This window comes from Shewanella avicenniae (assembly GCF_017354945.1).
Lineage (GTDB): Bacteria > Pseudomonadota > Gammaproteobacteria > Enterobacterales > Shewanellaceae > Shewanella > Shewanella avicenniae.
Genome location: NZ_CP071503.1, coordinates 1,029,935 through 1,047,982, shown reverse-complemented (window position 1 = coordinate 1,047,982; position 18,048 = coordinate 1,029,935). Strand labels below are relative to the sequence as shown.

The 18,048-nt window shown below is 48.7% G+C and carries 14 protein-coding genes and 2 tRNA genes; 1 reads left to right on the top strand and 15 read right to left on the bottom strand.

Annotation, left to right across the window (positions count from 1 at the left end; translation table 11 throughout):
• Positions 1-55 precede the first annotated feature (55 nt).
• The 11 genes from infB to rlmE form a co-directional block, all read right to left on the bottom strand.
• A complete protein-coding gene (gene infB / locus JYB87_RS04520) occupies positions 56-2,713 on the bottom strand; it encodes a translation initiation factor IF-2 (protein ID WP_207355720.1) in 2,658 nt (885 codons plus the stop codon).
• Between the two features lie 28 nt (positions 2,714-2,741).
• The gene (gene nusA, locus JYB87_RS04515) at positions 2,742-4,241 is read right to left on the bottom strand and encodes a transcription termination factor NusA (RefSeq protein ID WP_207355719.1); all 1,500 of its coding nucleotides are present in this window, start codon (positions 4,239-4,241) and stop codon (positions 2,742-2,744) included.
• A 26-nt stretch (positions 4,242-4,267) separates the two neighbouring features.
• Positions 4,268-4,723, bottom strand: a complete 456-nt coding sequence (gene rimP, locus JYB87_RS04510; RefSeq protein WP_207355718.1) for a ribosome maturation factor RimP — start codon at positions 4,721-4,723, stop codon at positions 4,268-4,270.
• 165 nt (positions 4,724-4,888) lie between these two features.
• Positions 4,889-4,965: transfer RNA gene (locus tag JYB87_RS04505), tRNA-Met, on the bottom strand.
• Positions 4,966-5,046: 81 nt separating this feature from the next.
• Positions 5,047-5,133: transfer RNA gene (locus JYB87_RS04500), tRNA-Leu, on the bottom strand.
• A gap of 9 nt (positions 5,134-5,142) precedes the next feature.
• Entirely contained in the window at positions 5,143-5,487 is a 345-nt protein-coding gene (secG, locus tag JYB87_RS04495; RefSeq protein WP_207355717.1) for a preprotein translocase subunit SecG, read from the bottom strand.
• Between the two features lie 2 nt (positions 5,488-5,489).
• Complete coding sequence (gene tpiA / locus JYB87_RS04490) at positions 5,490-6,272, bottom strand: triose-phosphate isomerase (protein ID WP_207355716.1); 783 nt, start codon at positions 6,270-6,272, stop codon at positions 5,490-5,492.
• A 181-nt stretch (positions 6,273-6,453) separates the two neighbouring features.
• Entirely contained in the window at positions 6,454-7,791 is a 1,338-nt protein-coding gene (gene glmM, locus JYB87_RS04485; RefSeq protein ID WP_207355715.1) for a phosphoglucosamine mutase, read from the bottom strand.
• A 25-nt stretch (positions 7,792-7,816) separates the two neighbouring features.
• Positions 7,817-8,656 (bottom strand): dihydropteroate synthase, encoded by an 840-nt coding sequence (folP, locus tag JYB87_RS04480; RefSeq protein ID WP_207355714.1) that lies wholly within the window; start codon positions 8,654-8,656, stop codon positions 7,817-7,819.
• Between the two features lie 105 nt (positions 8,657-8,761).
• Positions 8,762-10,708, bottom strand: coding sequence for an ATP-dependent zinc metalloprotease FtsH (gene ftsH / locus JYB87_RS04475; RefSeq protein ID WP_207355713.1), 1,947 nt, complete (start codon positions 10,706-10,708; stop codon positions 8,762-8,764).
• 42 nt (positions 10,709-10,750) lie between these two features.
• Positions 10,751-11,380, bottom strand: a complete 630-nt coding sequence (gene rlmE / locus JYB87_RS04470) for a 23S rRNA (uridine(2552)-2'-O)-methyltransferase RlmE (protein WP_207355712.1) — start codon at positions 11,378-11,380, stop codon at positions 10,751-10,753.
• 90 nt (positions 11,381-11,470) lie between these two features.
• On the opposite strand from rlmE, the gene yhbY reads away from it, so the two are divergent.
• Positions 11,471-11,770 (top strand): ribosome assembly RNA-binding protein YhbY, encoded by a 300-nt coding sequence (gene yhbY / locus JYB87_RS04465; RefSeq protein ID WP_207355711.1) that lies wholly within the window; start codon positions 11,471-11,473, stop codon positions 11,768-11,770.
• Between the two features lie 110 nt (positions 11,771-11,880).
• Here yhbY and greA read toward each other — a convergent pair whose 3' ends face one another.
• The 4 genes from greA to dapB form a co-directional block, all read right to left on the bottom strand.
• A complete protein-coding gene (gene greA, locus JYB87_RS04460) occupies positions 11,881-12,357 on the bottom strand; it encodes a transcription elongation factor GreA (protein ID WP_207355710.1) in 477 nt (158 codons plus the stop codon).
• Positions 12,358-12,634: 277 nt separating this feature from the next.
• Positions 12,635-15,859: a carbamoyl-phosphate synthase large subunit gene (gene carB, locus JYB87_RS04455; RefSeq protein WP_207355709.1), complete on the bottom strand. Its 3,225-nt coding sequence runs from the start codon at positions 15,857-15,859 to the stop codon at positions 12,635-12,637.
• A gap of 25 nt (positions 15,860-15,884) precedes the next feature.
• Positions 15,885-17,054, bottom strand: a complete 1,170-nt coding sequence (carA, locus tag JYB87_RS04450) for a glutamine-hydrolyzing carbamoyl-phosphate synthase small subunit (protein WP_207355708.1) — start codon at positions 17,052-17,054, stop codon at positions 15,885-15,887.
• Between the two features lie 157 nt (positions 17,055-17,211).
• Positions 17,212-18,027 carry a 4-hydroxy-tetrahydrodipicolinate reductase gene (gene dapB / locus JYB87_RS04445; protein ID WP_207355707.1) on the bottom strand — a complete coding sequence of 272 codons (816 nt, stop codon included), beginning with the start codon at positions 18,025-18,027 and terminating at the stop codon, positions 17,212-17,214.
• Between the last annotated feature and the right edge of the window lie 21 nt (positions 18,028-18,048).

Here is an 18,048-nt window from a genome sequence, read left to right as displayed (position 1 = left end):
CCTAAAATCAACAAGGGCGGCCTTAGCCGCCCTACAAGTTGGTTCAAAACCGAAATTAGAGGCTACGCGCCACTTCTACGGTTTCAAATACTTCGATTTGGTCGCCTACTCGTACGTCATTATAGTTCTTAACGCCGATACCACATTCAGTACCGTTACGAACTTCGTTAACGTCATCTTTAAAGCGACGCAGTGATTCAAGTTCACCTTCGTAGATCACCACGTTGTCACGCAGTACGCGGATTGGCGCGCTACGTTTAACCGTACCTTCGGTAACCATACAACCAGCGATTGCACCAATCTTAGGTGATTTGAACACATCACGTACTTCTGCCAAACCGATGATTTGTTGTTTGAATTCTGGCGACAGCATACCGCTCATCGCAGATTTCACTTCATCGATCAGGTCGTAGATAACGCTGTAGTAACGCAGGTCAACACTTTCTGATTCAATCACTTTACGTGCTTGTGCATCGGCACGCACGTTGAAGCCAACCATGATAGCGTTAGAAGCAGCAGCCAAGGTCGCATCGTTCTCAGTCAGTGCACCAACACCGCTGGCAATGATGTTCACTTTCACTTCATCAGTCGACAGTTTGGTCAGCGAGTCAGAAATTGCTTCCAGAGAACCTTGTACGTCAGCCTTCAGAATGATGTTCAGTTCCTGAACTTCACCCTCAGTCATGTTCGCGAACATGTTTTCCAGTTTGGCTTTTTGTTGACGTGCCAGCTTCACTTCGCGGAACTTGCCTTGACGATACAGGGCTACTTCACGCGCTTTACGCTCGTCTTTCACTACTGTTGCTTCGTCACCTGCTGATGGCACACCAGACAGACCTAAGATCTCAACAGGGATTGATGGACCCGCTTCTTTAATCTCGTTACCGTCTTCGTCACGCATCGCACGCACTTTACCGTACTCAAGACCACAGAGTACGATGTCGCCTTGACGCAGAGTACCTTCTTGTACCAATACGGTAGCAACTGGACCACGGCCTTTGTCGAGCTTAGATTCAACCACTACGCCCGCAGCCATACCATCACGTACTGCTTTCAGTTCAAGTACTTCAGCTTCCAGCAGGATGCCTTCCAGCAGTTCATCAACGCCTTGACCAGTTTTCGCAGAGACGTAAACGAACATGTTTTCGCCGCCCCACTCTTCTGACATTACGCCGTGCTGTGACAGTTCGCTCTTAACGCGATCCACGTCTGCTTCTGGCTTATCCATCTTGTTCACAGCAACAATCAGCGGCGCACCACCGGCTTTTGCGTGTTGGATAGCTTCGATGGTCTGTGGCATTACGCCGTCATCTGCAGCAACAACCAGTACCACGATATCGGTCGCTTGCGCACCACGAGCACGCATTGCGGTAAACGCAGCGTGGCCTGGAGTATCCAGGAAGGTGATCATGCCGTTGTCAGTTTCAACGTGATATGCACCGATGTGCTGGGTAATACCACCGGCTTCGCCAGCAGCAACCTTAGTACGACGGATGTAGTCGAGCAGCGAGGTTTTACCGTGGTCAACGTGCCCCATGATGGTAACAACTGGCGCACGTGGCTCTACTTTGACATCTTCACCGTCACGGTCAGCCAATACTTCGTGTTCCAGTTCGTTTTCACGCACCAGAATCACTTTGTGGCCCAATTCCTCTGCAACCAATTGTGCAGTTTCTTGGTCCAACACTTGGTTGATGGTGACCATTGAACCCATCTTCATCATCGCTTTGATGATTTCAGTGGCTTTTACCGCCATACGCTGAGCGAGGTCAGCTACGGTAATGGTTTCACCAATACGCACGTCACGGTTAACCGCAACAACCGGCTTATTAAAGCCGTGCTTGTTGGCTTTGGCCGCTTTCTTGTTGCGAATATCACGTTCACGGCCGCCTTCGCTGCTTTGACGAGCGTCTTTAGAGCGCTTCTTACCCGCACTCTTATGACGGCTACGGCGGCCTTGTTTCTCTTCTTCCATATCACTGGTATCTTCAGCTGCACGCGCAACTTTTGAGGTAGTGATATGGTGATCGTTGCGTTTTTCAGCTTCGATACGTTCTTTCTCTTCGATCTCCCAACGCTTGGCGTTTTCTTCAGCCATGCGACGAGCTTCTTCAGCAGCGCGAGCAGCTTCTTCATCGGCTTTACGCTTAACCGCTAATTCTTGAGCGGCTTTAATGCGTGCAGCTTCTGCTTTACTTTCTTCGTCTTCTTCAGGCTTAGCTTTTGCTTCTTCAGCCACTTTTGGCTGAGCCGCTTTAGCTTTTGCCTTCGCTTCTGCGTCAGCCTTAGCTTTGGCTTCCGCCTCTGCTTTTGCTTTAGCGTCAGCCGCTGCTTTCGCTGCTGCAGCGGCTTGAGCTTCGGCTTCCGCCTTCGCCTTCTCTTCCGCTTCAATTTCAGCTTGGCGCGCTAATTCAGCGACATCGCGTTTAACGAAGGTTTTCTTCTTACGCACTTCTACTTTTACATCTTTTGACTGGCCACCAGCGCCTGAGACACTCAGTGTTGAAACAGTCTTACGTTGCAAGGTCATTTTTGAAGGCACACTATCCCCGCCATGTTGCTTAGTCAGAAAATCCAGCAGTTGCTGTTTTTCTACTTCGGTTACTTCATCATTTTGGCGTTTCGTGATGCCAGCCTTTGCAAACTGTTCAATCAGACGGTCAACGTCTTTCCCAACTTCTTTGGCCAACTTTTGTACGGTTGTATCTGCCATCCGTTAACTCCCCTATCTGTTGACCGACTTACGCTTCTTCACCGAACCAACAGATGTTGCGAGCAGCCATAATCAGCTCACCAGCTTTCTCTTCTGTCAATTCTTCAATATCGATCAAGTCGTCAATACCTTGCTCGGCCAAATCTTCAAGAGTAGCTACGCCTTTGCTGGCGAGTACAAACGCAAGATGGCGATCCAGTCCTGGTAATCCGAGCAATTCGTCACTTGGCTGGGCTCCGTCCAGCGCTTCCTCTGAGGCCAGTGCGCGAGTAGACAATGCGGCTTTCGCACGATCTCTCAACGCTGCGACGATATCTTCATCTAGCCCGTCGATAGACAAGAGCTCTGATGCTGGTACGTAGGCAATCTCTTCCAAAGAAGTGAAACCTTCATCGGCCAACACTTGAGCAAACTCTTCATCGATGTCGAGTGCCTTCACAAACAGTGAAGTCACTTTGGCGCTTTCAGCTTGATGCTTAGCATTCAGATCGTCGACAGTCATCACATTCAGCTCCCAACCTGTCAGTTGGGTAGCCAAACGAACGTTCTGACCATTACGGCCAATGGCTTGTGCCAAGCTGTCAGGCTCTACCGCGATATCCATAGAATGGTTATCTTCATCAACAACGATAGAAGCCACATCAGCTGGTGCCATGGCATTAATTACGAATTGCGCTGGGTTGTCGTCCCACAGCACAATATCAATACGCTCACCGCTCAGCTCATTAGTTACCGCTTGAACGCGAGCGCCACGCATACCCACACATGCACCGATTGGGTCAATACGGCGGTCGTTAGACTTCACCGCAATTTTTGCACGGCTACCTGGGTCGCGAGCAGCACCAATCACTTCGATCATCTCATCAGCAATTTCCGGTACTTCAATACGGAACAGCTCAATCAGCATGTCAGGCTTGGTGCGAGTTAAAAACAGTTGCGCGCCACGAGCTTCTGGGCGCACAGCGTACAGCAATGCACGTACACGGTCGCCTGGGCGGAATGATTCGCGCGAGATAATATCTTCTTTGTACAGCACGCCATCAGCGTTGTTACCGAGATCAACCACGATGCTCTCGCGGTTAGACTTCTTCACAATACCGGTCACCAACTCACCTTCTTTGTCGATGAATTGTTCAACGACTTGGGCGCGCTCTGCTTCACGTACTTTCTGTACGATAACCTGCTTAGCAGTTTGCGTAGTGATACGGTCAAACTGTACAGAGTCAATTTCATCTTCTACATACTCACCCGCTTGGATATCCGGCGCATCAATCTGCGCTGCTTCCAACGTGATTTCACGATATGGGTTTTCGAGTAATGCGCCTTGGTTGTCTACCACTAACCAACGACGGAATGTTTCGTAGTCGCCGCTCTTACGATCAATCGATACACGAACGTCGATATCGCCTTCATATTTCTTCTTAGTAGCGGTAGCCAGTGCGATTTCCAAGGCTTCGAAAATCTTCTCACGGGGTACAGCCTTTTCGTTTGATACCGCTTCAGCGACCAGCAAAATTTCTTTATTCATGTCTTGCCTCGTTCACCTTGAATTCATCAAAATTTAGCTATCAAGTTGCCTTTTCGGATGTTATCCAAGGCAATGACCAGTTCCTTACCATCTACTTTCAGCGTCACCATCTGCCCTTCAACCTGAGTGATTTGCCCTTTCAGGTTGCGGCTACCCGCCACAGGCATTGTGAGTTGCACTTTGGCATCTTCACCCACATAAAGTTGATATTGTTCAGCTTTAAATAGCGGCCTATCGAGTCCAGGAGAGGATACTTCCAAGGTGTATTCCGACGGGATGGGGTCTTCAACATCTAACACAGAACCCACTTGGCGACTGGTTGCCGCACAATCTTCGATGTTTACACCCTGCTCGCTATCAATATAGATACGCAGCGTAGAATGTTTACCCGCCATGACGAATTCAATGCCCCAAAGCTGATATCCTAAACCTTCAATCGCCGGTGTCAGCATCTCTTCGAGTCTTGATTCCAATGTTGCCAAATGAATACTCCTGAAACTAAAAAAGGGCATATAGCCCCAATATCACACTGCCGAACATCGCAGTAAAACGCTAAGGTCCAGATAACAAAAAACCCCGTTTAATACGAGGTTGTTGCTGTTCCGAGAACCTGTATTAGTGTTACCACTAATGATAACACTTGGAGCTGGTTGCGGGGGCCGGATTTGAACCGACGACCTTCGGGTTATGAGCCCGACGAGCTACCATGCTGCTCCACCCCGCGTCAACTGCTGCAATTTTACTTAGTTAGCGTAAAACTTGCAATAACTCTGTGTAAACTAACCAGTTTAAACAGGGTTAATTATGGTGCCGAGAGCGGGACTTGAACCCGCACGACCGTTAGGTCACAGCCACCTCAAGGCTGCGCGTCTACCAATTTCACCACCTCGGCTAAAAGGTTTTAATCTGGAATTTTTTCTTCTGTTTTTTGAGTTGCTGGTGCTTCAGGTGCTTGCTGCTCTGTTTGAACTGCGGCTGCGCCACCTAAATCCTGCCAACCTTCTTCTTGCTTAGCGTGGTTAGCACTCAAATTGCCAATCGTTAAGCTCAGAATGAAGAATAAAATTGCCAAAATTGCGGTACTACGAGTCAGGAAGTTACCTGAACCTGAAGAACCGAACAAAGTTGCTGATGCACCGGCACCGAAAGAGGCACCCATATCAGCTCCTTTACCTTGTTGGATCAGAATCAGACCAATCAGGGCTAATGCGACCAACAGATAAACTACAATCAGTACTTGGTACATAATTACGCGCTCGTTGCTATGGCACACAAACTCAAGAACTCGGTAGAGTTCAAACTTGCGCCACCAATTAATCCACCATCCACATCGGGTTGAGCGAACAAATCAGCCGCGTTACTCGGTGTCACACTGCCACCGTAAAGAATTCTTATATTTTCACCAATGTAAGGCGAAACTTCAGAAAGTCGCTTGCGAATGAACGCGTGAACTTCCTGCGCCTGTTCAGGCGTCGCACTTTTACCAGTCCCTACAGCCCAAAGCGGCTCGTAAGCGATAATGGCGTTATCAAAAGCCATGGTGCCATTCTTTTCAATGACTACATCCAACTCTTCTGCTAGGACTTCAAATGTCCGTCTTGCTTCACGAGCAGGACCTGACTCACCTACACACAGGATGGGCGTTAAACCATGCTTTTGGGCGGCAGCAAATTTATCTGCTACGACGTCGCTGGTCTCACCGTACATTCTTCGTCTCTCAGAATGGCCGATAATGACATACTTACAACCTACGTCGGTCAACATCCCACCGGAAATCTCACCTGTGTAAGCACCAAAATCATGCTGACTCACGTTTTGCGCGCCCATTCGAACAATCGAACCTTTAAGCGCTTCACGGTGTTTTTCTAACTGCTGCCTTACACTTTCTAAATAAATAGTGGGAGGACACAAAACAACCTCAACGGCGTCATTATTGAGCTTGGCGGCAAACTTCTTGAATAGCTCTTGCGCTAACTGCGCACTACCATTCATTTTCCAGTTACCGGCGACCATCGGGCGTCTAAGAGCCATTGACCATCTCCTTAGAAAGCGGCGTGAATAATAGCGGACCAGTTATCAAGTTACAATACCCGGTCCAACAAAATTTGTGTTTTCAACGACGTTCGAACACTTTTTATGCTTAGAGTCATTATCGTACCTGATAGCTGACTTTAACCAATTAATTTTTATGATTTATTTTTGAGCGTTTTATTTAAACAAGTTGCTTCACAGCTGCTGCAATATACTCAGCATGCTGTCTGACGATGACTTCATCAGTGCCCTCAACCATAACACGGATCAAGGGTTCTGTACCCGACTTACGCAGCAAAACACGCCCAGATTGACCGAGTTTTTGTTCCACTTCGGCTACCGCCCGTTTCACATCTTCAGCCGCAAGTGGATTGTGCGTGCCTTCGAAGCTGACGTTAAGTAAAACTTGTGGCAACAGTTTAATTGGCGCGATCAACTGTTCCAAGGTTAAATTACGGCGGCACATCGCTGCAAGCACTTGAATACCCGCAACAATACCATCACCTGTCGTTCCGTGATCTAGGTTAACAATATGGCCGGAGTTTTCCCCACCGATGCGCCAATCTTTTTCACCCAGCAGCTCCATCACATAGCGGTCACCCACTTTGGAACGGGCAAACGGAATATCGAGTGCCTTCAGTGCCAACTCCAACCCTAAGTTGGACATTTGAGTACCAACCACGCCGCCGCGCAACAAACCGCGATGATGGGTGTCGCTGGCTAAAATGAAAAGGATCTGATCGCCGTCTACCACTTGGCCATCTTTGGTTACCATCATTATTCGGTCGCCGTCGCCATCTAACGCGATTCCCAAATCAGCTTTTTCAGCAATGACGGTATGACAGATAGCCGCCATTGAAGTCGCGCCAACCTTATCGTTAATGTTGGTACCATTCGGCTTATCACCGATAACGACAACTTCAGCACCTAATTCGCGGAATACGCTTGGGGCAATGTGATACGTAGCGCCGTGCGCGCAATCGACCACAATTTTCATACCCTCTAAGGTTTGATCGGTAGGAAAATGGCCTTTGCAATATTCGATGTAACGTCCAGCGGCATCACTAATACGTGTGACTTTGCCTAGCAGATGAGATTCAACACATTGCAGCGGACGTTCAAGCTCAGCTTCTATCGCTAACTCAACAGCATCATCGAGCTTGGTGCCATGAGCTGAAAAGAATTTGATACCGTTATCGTAGTAAGGATTGTGTGACGCGCTGATAACCACTCCGGCCTCAGCACGAAACGTGCGAGTAAGATAGGCCACCGCAGGCGTAGGCATTGGCCCCATCAACATCACATCGAGACCAGCGGCGGATAAGCCCGCTTCAAGCGCTGATTCAAAAAGATAGCCGGAGATACGAGTGTCTTTACCAATGAGCACCTTACGGGTGCCATTACGCGATAAAACTCGCCCAGCCGCCCAGCCGAGTTTAAGCGCAAGCTCTGGCGTCATTTTTCCTGCGCCGACCTTACCGCGAATGCCATCCGTACCAAAAAATTTCCGAGTACTCACTCAACACCCTTATCTATCATATTATTTATGAACTTGCCGCAGCTTGAGTTTCCGCCAGCACACGCAAGACATCTATCGTTTCGTTCACGTCATGCACACGAATGATATGCGCACCTTGCTGAGCCGCTAACATTGCGCCGGCGAGACTGCCCGCTAAGCGCTGTTCAACCGGTCGCTGCAGCAAATTGCCAATCATACTTTTACGCGACAAGCCGATAAGCAACGGTTGATTTAACTCGCTAAACCGATTCAGTTCAGCTAATAGGCGGTAATTATGCGCTAGTGTTTTACCAAAGCCAAATCCCGGATCGACGATAACCTGCTCTTTGGTTAATCCTGCAGCAACACACTCAGCGGTCCGTTGCTGACAGTATTGCAGCACTTCAGCCACCACATCCTGATATTGAGGGTCATGTTGCATGGTCTTTGGTTGCCCTTGCATATGCATTATGCACACGGGGACTTGTGCTTTTACTACAACATCTAAAGCCCCTGGCTCAGTCAAAGAGCGCACATCATTGATTAAGTGTGCTCCGCTGGCGATAGACTCGCGCATGACCGCAGCTTTACTGGTATCGACCGAAATCCATACATCAGAGTTACGCACCACGTATTCCACCAACGGCACCACACGGTCTAACTCTTGCTGCTCAGACACATCTGCCGCACCTGGGCGAGTCGACTCACCGCCAATATCAATAAAATCGACCCCTGCAGCAATCATCTCATCCGCGTGTTGGCAAGCAAGCTCGAACTGAGAATATTTACCACCATCAGAAAATGAATCAGGAGTAACATTCAAAATGCCCATGACCTTGGGCGAATTTAGCAGCAGCTTTTTGTTACCAGAGGTTAAGGTAAACACACGACCTCCAAACAGATCGAACTCACATCAGCCGATCGTACAAAACGAAATAAATATAAAAAGAAAACCCCTAAAAAGGGGCTTTCTACTCAGCAAAAAGGGAGATTAATGGTGTGTCTCACCTGGATTTGAGATATCAGTTTCTGACTTAGGCTTGTCGCTCAGCGGTGAATCCTTTGAAGCGCTACCATTGTTGCTGTCGTCTGAACCTTTATCATCCATCTGCCAATCGACTGGTGGACGCACTTCACGGCGCGCCATCAAGTCTTCGATTTGACGTGAATCGATGGTCTCATATTTGATCAACGCATCTTTCATGGCGTGCAGGATGTCGAGGTTTTCCTTCAACAAGGTTTCAGCACGACGATAGTTACGTTCAATCAATGCCTTAACTTCTGCATCGATAATTGCTGCAGTCTCATCAGACATATGCTTCGCTTTGGCCATTGAACGGCCGAGGAATACTTCACCTTCCTCTTCCGCGTACAGCAATGGGCCCAATTTTTCAGAGAAACCCCATTGGGTGACCATGTTGCGCGCAATCGCAGTCGCTTGCTTAATGTCTTGGGAAGCACCGGTCGATACCTTTTCAGGACCGTAGATGATCTCTTCCGCGAGACGACCACCATAAGCCACAGAAATGCGACTTTCTAACTTACGACGGTTTTCACTGATGGAATCCGCTTCCGGCAGGAAGAAGGTTACACCTAGTGCACGACCACGTGGGATAATGGTGACCTTATGCACAGGATCATGTTCTGGCACCAAACAACCCACAATCGCATGGCCTGCTTCATGGTAGGCGGTAGATTCCTTCTCAGATTCAGACATCACCATAGAGCGGCGCTCAGCACCCATCATGATTTTGTCTTTTGCTCTTTCGAATTCTTCCATCGTCACCACACGGCGGTTACCGCGGGCAGCGAACAGGGCGGCTTCGTTGACTAAGTTCGCCAAATCAGCACCAGAGAAACCAGGCGTACCGCGAGCAATGACACTCGCCTTTACGTCATCGCTCAGTGGGATCTTACGCATGTGAACTTTCAGGATCTGCTCACGACCACGCACGTCTGGCAGGCCAACTACCACTTGACGGTCAAAACGACCCGGACGCAACAAGGCTTGGTCCAGCACGTCTGGGCGGTTGGTTGCGGCAATCACAATCACACCTTCGTTACCTTCAAAGCCATCCATTTCAACCAGCATTTGGTTCAAGGTTTGCTCACGTTCATCGTGACCACCACCTAGACCGGCACCACGTTGGCGACCAACCGCATCGATTTCGTCGATGAAAATGATACAAGGCGCTGATTTCTTCGCTTGTTCAAACATGTCACGCACACGTGATGCACCAACACCGACGAACATTTCAACGAAGTCTGAACCTGAAATGGTAAAGAAAGGCACTTTAGCTTCACCAGCAATCGCTTTGGCCAGCAAAGTTTTACCGGTACCCGGAGGCCCCACCATCAGTACGCCGGTTGGAATGCGGCCACCCAGTTTTTGGAATTTGGTTGGGTCACGCAGGTAATCAACCAGCTCTTTCACTTCTTCTTTGGCTTCGTCACAACCTGCAACATCGCCAAAAGTGGTTTTAATCTGGTCTTCGCTCATCAGTTTGGCTTTGCTCTTGCCAAACGACATTGCGCCTTTACCGCCACCGCCTTGCATTTGACGCATGAAGAAAATCCACACACCAATCAGCAGCAGCATTGGGAACCAAGAGATGAAAATCTGCGTCAACACGCCAGACTCTTCAGCTTCCTGACCTTTCATCGCAACACCTTTGCGATCGAGATCATTGAGCAGATCACGGTCGTAAATCGGCATAATGGTGACAAACTTCTCGCCAGTTCTAAGCGTACCTTCAATGGTGCGCTGGTCGCTTTTCACTTCTACAGAAGCCACCTGACCTGAACGAACGTCATCCAAAAACGTTGAGTATTCCATCTTCTGCGACGAAGATGACGAAGGAGAAAATCCTTGAAAGACCGACATCAACACAACCGCGATGACGACCCACAGGATTAGATTTTTTGCCATGTCACTCAATTATTGAACCTCTCAGTATTGAGACCTACATCACTCAGAGTACTACAACTTATACCCTGTCGCTACCAGATAGACTTCTCTCGACCGTGGACGAGAAGACTCTGGCTTCCGGGTTTTCACAACTTTGAAAGCATCACGTACCGCTTTCATATAGTCGTCAAAGCCTTCACCCTGAAACACTTTTACAGCAAAACTGCCATTGGGCGCTAATACCTGATGACACATATCCAAAGCTAATTCAACAAGATACATGGCTCTAGGTTGATCGACAACATCAGCACCACTCATATTGGGTGCCATATCAGACAACACCACATCGACTTTGTCGTCACCAACACGGGTCAATAAAGCGTCTAATACTTTCTCTTCTCGAAAGTCACCTTGCAAGAAATCGACCCCAACGATTGGGTCCATCGGTAAAATATCGCAGGCAACCACTTTGCCATGGTCACCTACAAGTTTTACCGCGACTTGAGACCAGCCCCCCGGCGCTGCACCTAAGTCGACGACTGTCATGCCCGGTTTAATCAGCTGATCTTTTTGCTGTAACTCTTCTAACTTAAACGCTGCTCGCGATCTCAAGCCGCGCTTTTGCGCTAACTTGACATAATGATCGTCGAAATGTTCTTGCATCCAGCGGGTAGAGCTGGCTGTACGCTTTTTTCCTGACATTTAAATTCCGCAACAAATCTGAGTTACACGAGGGCTATATAAGGGTAGAATAGCGCGTTTTCAACAGTAACTCGTCGAAAGTTGGTAAAAATGAACTTAACAACCAAACAAAAACAGTATCTCAAAGGACTGGCTCACCCCTTAAAGCCAGTGGTACTGCTTGGTGCCAATGGTCTGACTGAGGGAGTACTGGCTGAAATTGATAATGCCCTGTCACACCATGAACTCATTAAAGTTAAAGTGGCGTCTGAAGACAGAGAACTGAAAGCAGCTATCGTTGATGCCATTGTACGGGAAACTCAGTCCGTCAAAGTCCAGGTTATTGGTCATGTACTGGTGATCTTCCGTCCTTCTGAAGAGAAGAAGATCGCATTGCCAAAGGCAAAATAAGCATCTGACCACAAAACGAAAGGAAGCCAATTGGCTTCCTTTTTTGTTTTACCGGCTATTCTCAGCACCGTCCATTAATACAGCCTTAACAGGCCGTAAATAAGGCCGTGTTAGAGATATTGCACTTCAACGATTTCGTAATCAGCAACACCGCCGGGCGTTTGAATGCTGACTTCATCGCCAACGTTTTTGCCGATCAAACCACGTGCGATCGGTGAGTTCACTGAAATCAAGTTAGACTTGATATCCGCTTCATCATCACCCACGATGCGGTAGGTCACTTCGGCATCGGTATCAAGGTTTAAAATGGTCACTGTTACGCCAAAGATAATGCGGCCAGTGTTTTCCATTTTGGTGACGTCGATAATTTGGGCGTTAGACAGCTTACCTTCGATATCACGAATACGTGCTTCACAGATCCCCTGCTCTTCACGTGCCGCATGGTATTCTGCGTTTTCTTTCAAATCGCCCAACTCACGTGCAGTCGCAATCGCTTCACTCAGCGCTGGACGATGTTCGAACTTAAGGTAGTCCAATTCTTTACGTAATTGTTCTGCACCTTTCAGTGTCATTGGAACTTTGTTCATGAATTTTTCGCCTCCTGTAAAACAAAAGCGTCCTATGCAAGCCAGTTGGCCTACACAGAAATTAATATGGGTAAATGAGCGCGCTACGAATAATGAATTGGCGCCAAGAAGTACTTATGAGTGCTTGATGCGTCAGCTATCGACATAAATTCATCTTACTTACAGCTTACCTAAGCTGTGGGGTTCATACCAGTGTCACCGACAAATTTATCTGGTTAACTGCACACAAAACAAAAAGGCCACACCTGAGTGTGGCCTTTGCAACGCTTTTTAACCGTTATTTGTTAATGCGCGCGTGCAGCTCTTGCACTGAGGCAACATTGTTGCGGTCATCCGCGTTGAGCGACAAGCAGGTCGCAAACGCACCGTTCAAAGTGGTGGTGTAGTTCACCTTGTAACGCAATGCACCACGACGCAGTTGCTTCGAGTCTTCAATCGCTTGACGACCTTCTGTAGTGTTTACGATATAGGTGTATTCACCATTCTTCATACGGTCAAGAATATGTGGACGACCTTCGTGTACCTTGTTCACCAAACGTGGGTTAATACCAGCTTCGCCCAGTACGACTGCAGTACCGTGAGTCGCATCGATTTCAAAGCCCAGTTCAATCAGCTTTTTCGCCAATTCAGCAACTCGCTTCTTGTCGCTGTTACGCACTGACAACAGTGCACGGCCTGAACGCGGTGAATCTTTTGGCGCCGCACCTAATTGTGCTTTCGCATAGGCTTCAGCGAAGGTTTCACCAACCCCCATCACCTCACCGGTTGAGCGCATTTCAGGGCCGAGCAGTGGGTCAACACCTGGGAACTTGTTGAACGGCAACACCACTTCTTTCACAGAGAAGTAAGGTGGGATCACCTCTTGGGTGAAACCTTGTTGTTCCAGCGATTGGCCAGCCATAACGCGGGCTGCGATTTTCGCCAGCGACACGCCAGTAGCTTTCGATACGAAAGGCACGGTACGCGCGGCACGAGGATTCACTTCAATCATGAAGATGGTGTTGTCTTTCACCGCAAACTGGACGTTCATCAGGCCGATTACGCCTAATTCAAACGCCAACTTACGCACTTGCTCACGCATCTCATCCTGAATTTGTTGGCTCAGTGAGTATGGCGGCAGTGAACAACCTGAGTCACCTGAGTGAACACCGGCTTGCTCGATATGCTCCATGATAGCGCCAACTACCACCAGTTTGCCGTCACACACTGCGTCGATATCCACTTCAATCGCATCATCGAGGAAGTGATCCAGCAGCACTGGCGATTCGTTGGAAACTTTTACCGCTTCCTTGAAGTAGCGACGTAAGTCTTGCTCTTCATAAACGATTTCCATCGCACGGCCACCGAGTACGTATGATGGGCGCACCACCAGTGGGTAACCGATTTTCTCAGCCGCAGCAACCGCGCCTTCAACCGTAGTTACGGTGTCGTTTTCTGGTTGTTTCATTTCCAGACGACGGATCGCTTGTTGGAAACGCTCACGGTCCTCAGCGCGGTCAATCGCATCTGGGCTAGTGCCAATGATAGGTACGCCAGCCGCTTCCAGTGCGCGCGCCAGTTTCAGCGGTGTTTGACCACCGTATTGTACGATAACGCCTTTTGGTTTTTCCAAACGGGCGATTTCGAGTACGTCTTCCAGCGTTACCGGTTCGAAGTACAGGCGGTCTGACGTGTCGTAGTCGGTTGATACGGTTTCAGGGTTACAGTTCACCATGATGGTTTCGTAACCGTCTTCTTTCAGCGCCAGCGATGCGTGCACACAGCAGTAGTCGAACTCGATACCTTGACCGATACGGTTAGGGCCGCCACCGAGCACCATGATTTTTTCACGGTCAGTCGGATTGGCTTCGCACTCTTCTTCATAGGTGGAGTACATGTACGCAGTGTCAGTTGCAAACTCTGCCGCACAAGTATCTACCCGCTTGTAGACTGGGAAGATGTTTAAGCGATGACGCAACTTACGCATTTCAGCTTCGCTGATGCCGAGCACAGCAGCCAAACGCGCGTCAGAGAAACCTTTGCGTTTTAGTTTGAACAGGAACTCAGCATCAATACCAGCTAAGCCTGCGGCTGCAACTTGCTGCTCTAACTTAACGATTTCTTCAATCTGCACCAAGAACCAGTGATCGATGTTGGTCAGGGTGAAGATGTCGTCGATGCTCATGCCAGCGCGGAATGCATCGGCAACATACCAAATACGGTCTGAACCAGGTTCTTTCAGCTCTAAACGGATGCGTTGCATTGCATCGGCATCGTTTAGATCAACGATGGGGTCAAAACCGTTTTTGCCCGTTTCGAGGCCACGCAGTGCTTTCTGAACAGATTCTTGGAAGGTACGGCCAATGGCCATTACTTCACCCACAGACTTCATCTGAGTGGTCAGACGGTCGTTAGCACCAGCAAATTTTTCGAAGTTGAAGCGAGGTACTTTGGTAACCACGTAGTCAATTGATGGTTCGAATGACGCTGGCGTACGGCCGCCGGTGATATCATTCATCAGCTCATCAAGGGTAAACCCGACAGCCAATTTGGCAGCCACTTTAGCGATAGGGAAACCAGTCGCTTTAGATGCCAGTGCCGATGAGCGTGATACACGTGGGTTCATCTCGATGATAACCATGCGGCCATCTTTCGGGTTGATACCAAACTGTACGTTTGAACCACCGGTTTCTACGCCGATTTCGCGCAGTACCGCCATCGAGGCGTTACGCATCAATTGGTATTCTTTGTCGGTCAGGGTTTGGGCTGGCGCAACGGTGATTGAGTCACCAGTGTGCACGCCCATGGCGTCAAAGTTTTCGATAGAACAGACGATGATGCAGTTATCGTTACGGTCACGCACCACTTCCATCTCGTACTCTTTCCAACCGATGAGGCTTTCATCGATTAGCAGTTCGTTGGTTGGCGATAAATCCAAACCGCGAGTACAGATCTCTTCAAATTCTTCGATGTTGTAGGCGATACCACCACCTGAACCACCCATAGTAAATGACGGGCGGATAATACATGGGAAGCCAACTTCATCGAGCACTTTCAGTGCATCGTCCATGCTGTGTGCGATACCGGCACGTGGACATTCTAAGCCGATAGCACGCATCGCTTTATCGAAGCGAGCACGGTCTTCAGCTTTGTCGATGGCGTCTGCAGTTGCGCCGATCATTTCCACGTTGAATTCTTTCAGAACACCGCGTGCTTCCAACTCTAACGCACAGTTCAGTGCAGTTTGGCCGCCCATGGTTGGCAGTACAGCGTCAGGACGCTCTTTGGCGATGATATTGCGCACCACTTCCCAGTGGATTGGCTCGATGTAGGTCGCATCGGCCATGCCTGGATCAGTCATGATGGTGGCTGGGTTAGAGTTCACCAGAATTACGCGGTAACCTTCTTCTCGCAGCGCTTTACAGGCTTGCGCACCAGAGTAGTCAAATTCACATGCTTGGCCGATCACAATCGGACCAGCACCGAGGATAAGAATACTTTTGATATCAGTACGTTTTGGCATTGCTAAAATCTTCTCCCGACGGTTACTACTTTGCTTGACGATAGGCTTCAATCAGTTCGATAAAATGATCGAACAGCGGCGCACAATCGTGTGGGCCTGGGCTTGCTTCTGGGTGACCTTGGAAGCTAAACGCAGGCTTATCTGTCAGATGGATGCCTTGCAGTGAGCCATCGAACAGTGACTTATGGGTCACTTTCACGTTGGCAGGCAGGCTGGTCTCATCAGCAGCAAAGCCGTGGTTCTGACTGGTAATCATCACTGTGCCTTTTTCAATATCGCTCACAGGATGGTTAGCACCGTGGTGGCCAAACTTCATTTTCAGCGTTTTTGCACCGGTAGACAAAGCCAACAGCTGGTGACCAAGACAGATACCGAATACTGGAATTTCTGTCGTCAGAATCTCTTTGATTGCAGCAATCGCGTAATCGCATGGCTCTGGGTCGCCAGGACCATTAGAGAGGAATACGCCATCTGGATTCATTGCCAACACTTCGCTGGCGGGTGTTTTTGCAGGCACTACGGTTACATCACAACCGCGGTCAACCAGCATGCGCAGAATGTTGCGCTTCACACCATAATCGTAAGCAACCACTTTGTACTTGAGTTCTGATGCTGGTTTGGCTTCTGGCAAACCATTGACCAAATCCCAACTACCGAAACGCCATTGATAGGTTTCAGCAGTGGTCACTTCTTTGGCTAAATCCATGCCTTTCAAACCAGGGAACGCTTTGGCTTCTGCCAGCGCTTTTTCGACGTTATCTTCACCCACCAAAATACAACCCGCTTGAGCACCTTTTTCGCGCAGGATACGCGTCAGTTTGCGGGTGTCGATATCGGCAATCCCAACCACGTTGTTGGCAACAAGATATTCACTCAGTGATTGTTGCGAACGGAAGTTGCTGGCAACAAGCGGCAGGTCACGAATAATCAGACCACAGGCATGTACGGCTTCAGATTCAGTATCTTCGCTGTTCGTACCAGTATTACCGATATGAGGGTAAGTGAGAGTAACGATTTGTCGAGAGTAAGAAGGATCGGTGAGAATTTCTTGATAGCCAGTCATAGAAGTGTTAAAAACGACTTCTCCAACAGCTAATCCATCAGCACCAATAGCTGTTCCTTTAAAGACGGTTCCATCTTCGAGTACGAGTAAGGCAGACTTAGTCAACGCGACCTCCGTAAAGAGCCAAGTCATTAAAATTATTTATATTTTATGTCTTTGTGCAGTTGTCTTCCGCGTTTTTACGAAATTTTGACAAATTCCAAGAATTATATAGGTAAATACCTATTTCGTCTAGACACTGCGGATAATCAATCATAAAAAAACCGCCAATATGGCGGTTTTTAAAAAACTATAACGGCTTCAATCCTAACACCTGTTGCATATCATAAATGCCAGGTTTCTGATCGAGTAACCAAATGGCGGCACGCATCGCCCCATTGGCAAAGGTCATACGACTCGATGCTTTATGGGTAATCTCTAACCGCTCACCAATATCAGCAAACATAGCGGTATGTTCGCCCACCAAATCGCCTGCGCGAATCGTCGCAAAGCCAATGGTGTCTCGCTCACGTTCACCGGTGATACCTTCACGCCCATAAACCGCGACTTTTTCTAAATCTCGGCCTAAGGTGTTGGCAATCACTTCGCCCATTTTCAGCGCAGTGCCCGATGGCGCATCTTTCTTATAACGGTGATGACCTTCGATGATTTCGATGTCGGTATAACTGCCCATCACTTCAGCGGCAACTTCGAGCAATTTCCACATCAAGTTCACGCCTACCGACATATTTGGTGCAAACACCACCGGCAGGGTTTCAGCAAAGGCTTCAAGCTGTGCTTTTTGAGAGGAATTAAAACCAGTCGTTCCAACAACCATTGGCTTTTCATGACGGTTACACCAATCAAGGTTTGCCAACGAGCCTTCTGGACTGGTGAAGTCAATCAGCACATCAAAATCATCAGCTACAGCGTCCAAACTGTCGGTTACGGTTACACCGAGTTTACCTAAACCAGCCAATTCGCCTGCGTCCACACCAACAAGCGAAGAACCGCTGCGCTCTATTGCAGCTCCTAACACCAATTGCTCAAATTGCGTAGTAGCTTCAATGAGGGTACGCCCCATTCTGCCACCACTGCCAGCAACGGCTATTCTGATTGCACTCATTCTTCTTTATCCTCCAAGGCA

Coding starts and splice junctions, on each gene's coding strand:
- tpiA (WP_207355716.1), bottom strand. CDS start 6,272: ATGGCTCTTAGACGCCCGATGGTCGCCGGTAACTGGAAAATGAATGGT.
- secG (WP_207355717.1), bottom strand. CDS start 5,487: ATGTACCAAGTACTGATTGTAGTTTATCTGTTGGTCGCATTAGCCCTG.
- carA (WP_207355708.1), bottom strand. CDS start 17,054: ATGACTTGGCTCTTTACGGAGGTCGCGTTGACTAAGTCTGCCTTACTC.
- carB (WP_207355709.1), bottom strand. CDS start 15,859: ATGCCAAAACGTACTGATATCAAAAGTATTCTTATCCTCGGTGCTGGT.
- infB (WP_207355720.1), bottom strand. CDS start 2,713: ATGGCAGATACAACCGTACAAAAGTTGGCCAAAGAAGTTGGGAAAGAC.
- greA (WP_207355710.1), bottom strand. CDS start 12,357: ATGAACAAAGTTCCAATGACACTGAAAGGTGCAGAACAATTACGTAAA.
- nusA (WP_207355719.1), bottom strand. CDS start 4,241: ATGAATAAAGAAATTTTGCTGGTCGCTGAAGCGGTATCAAACGAAAAG.
- rlmE (WP_207355712.1), bottom strand. CDS start 11,380: ATGTCAGGAAAAAAGCGTACAGCCAGCTCTACCCGCTGGATGCAAGAA.
- yhbY (WP_207355711.1), top strand. CDS start 11,471: ATGAACTTAACAACCAAACAAAAACAGTATCTCAAAGGACTGGCTCAC.
- dapB (WP_207355707.1), bottom strand. CDS start 18,027: ATGAGTGCAATCAGAATAGCCGTTGCTGGCAGTGGTGGCAGAATGGGG.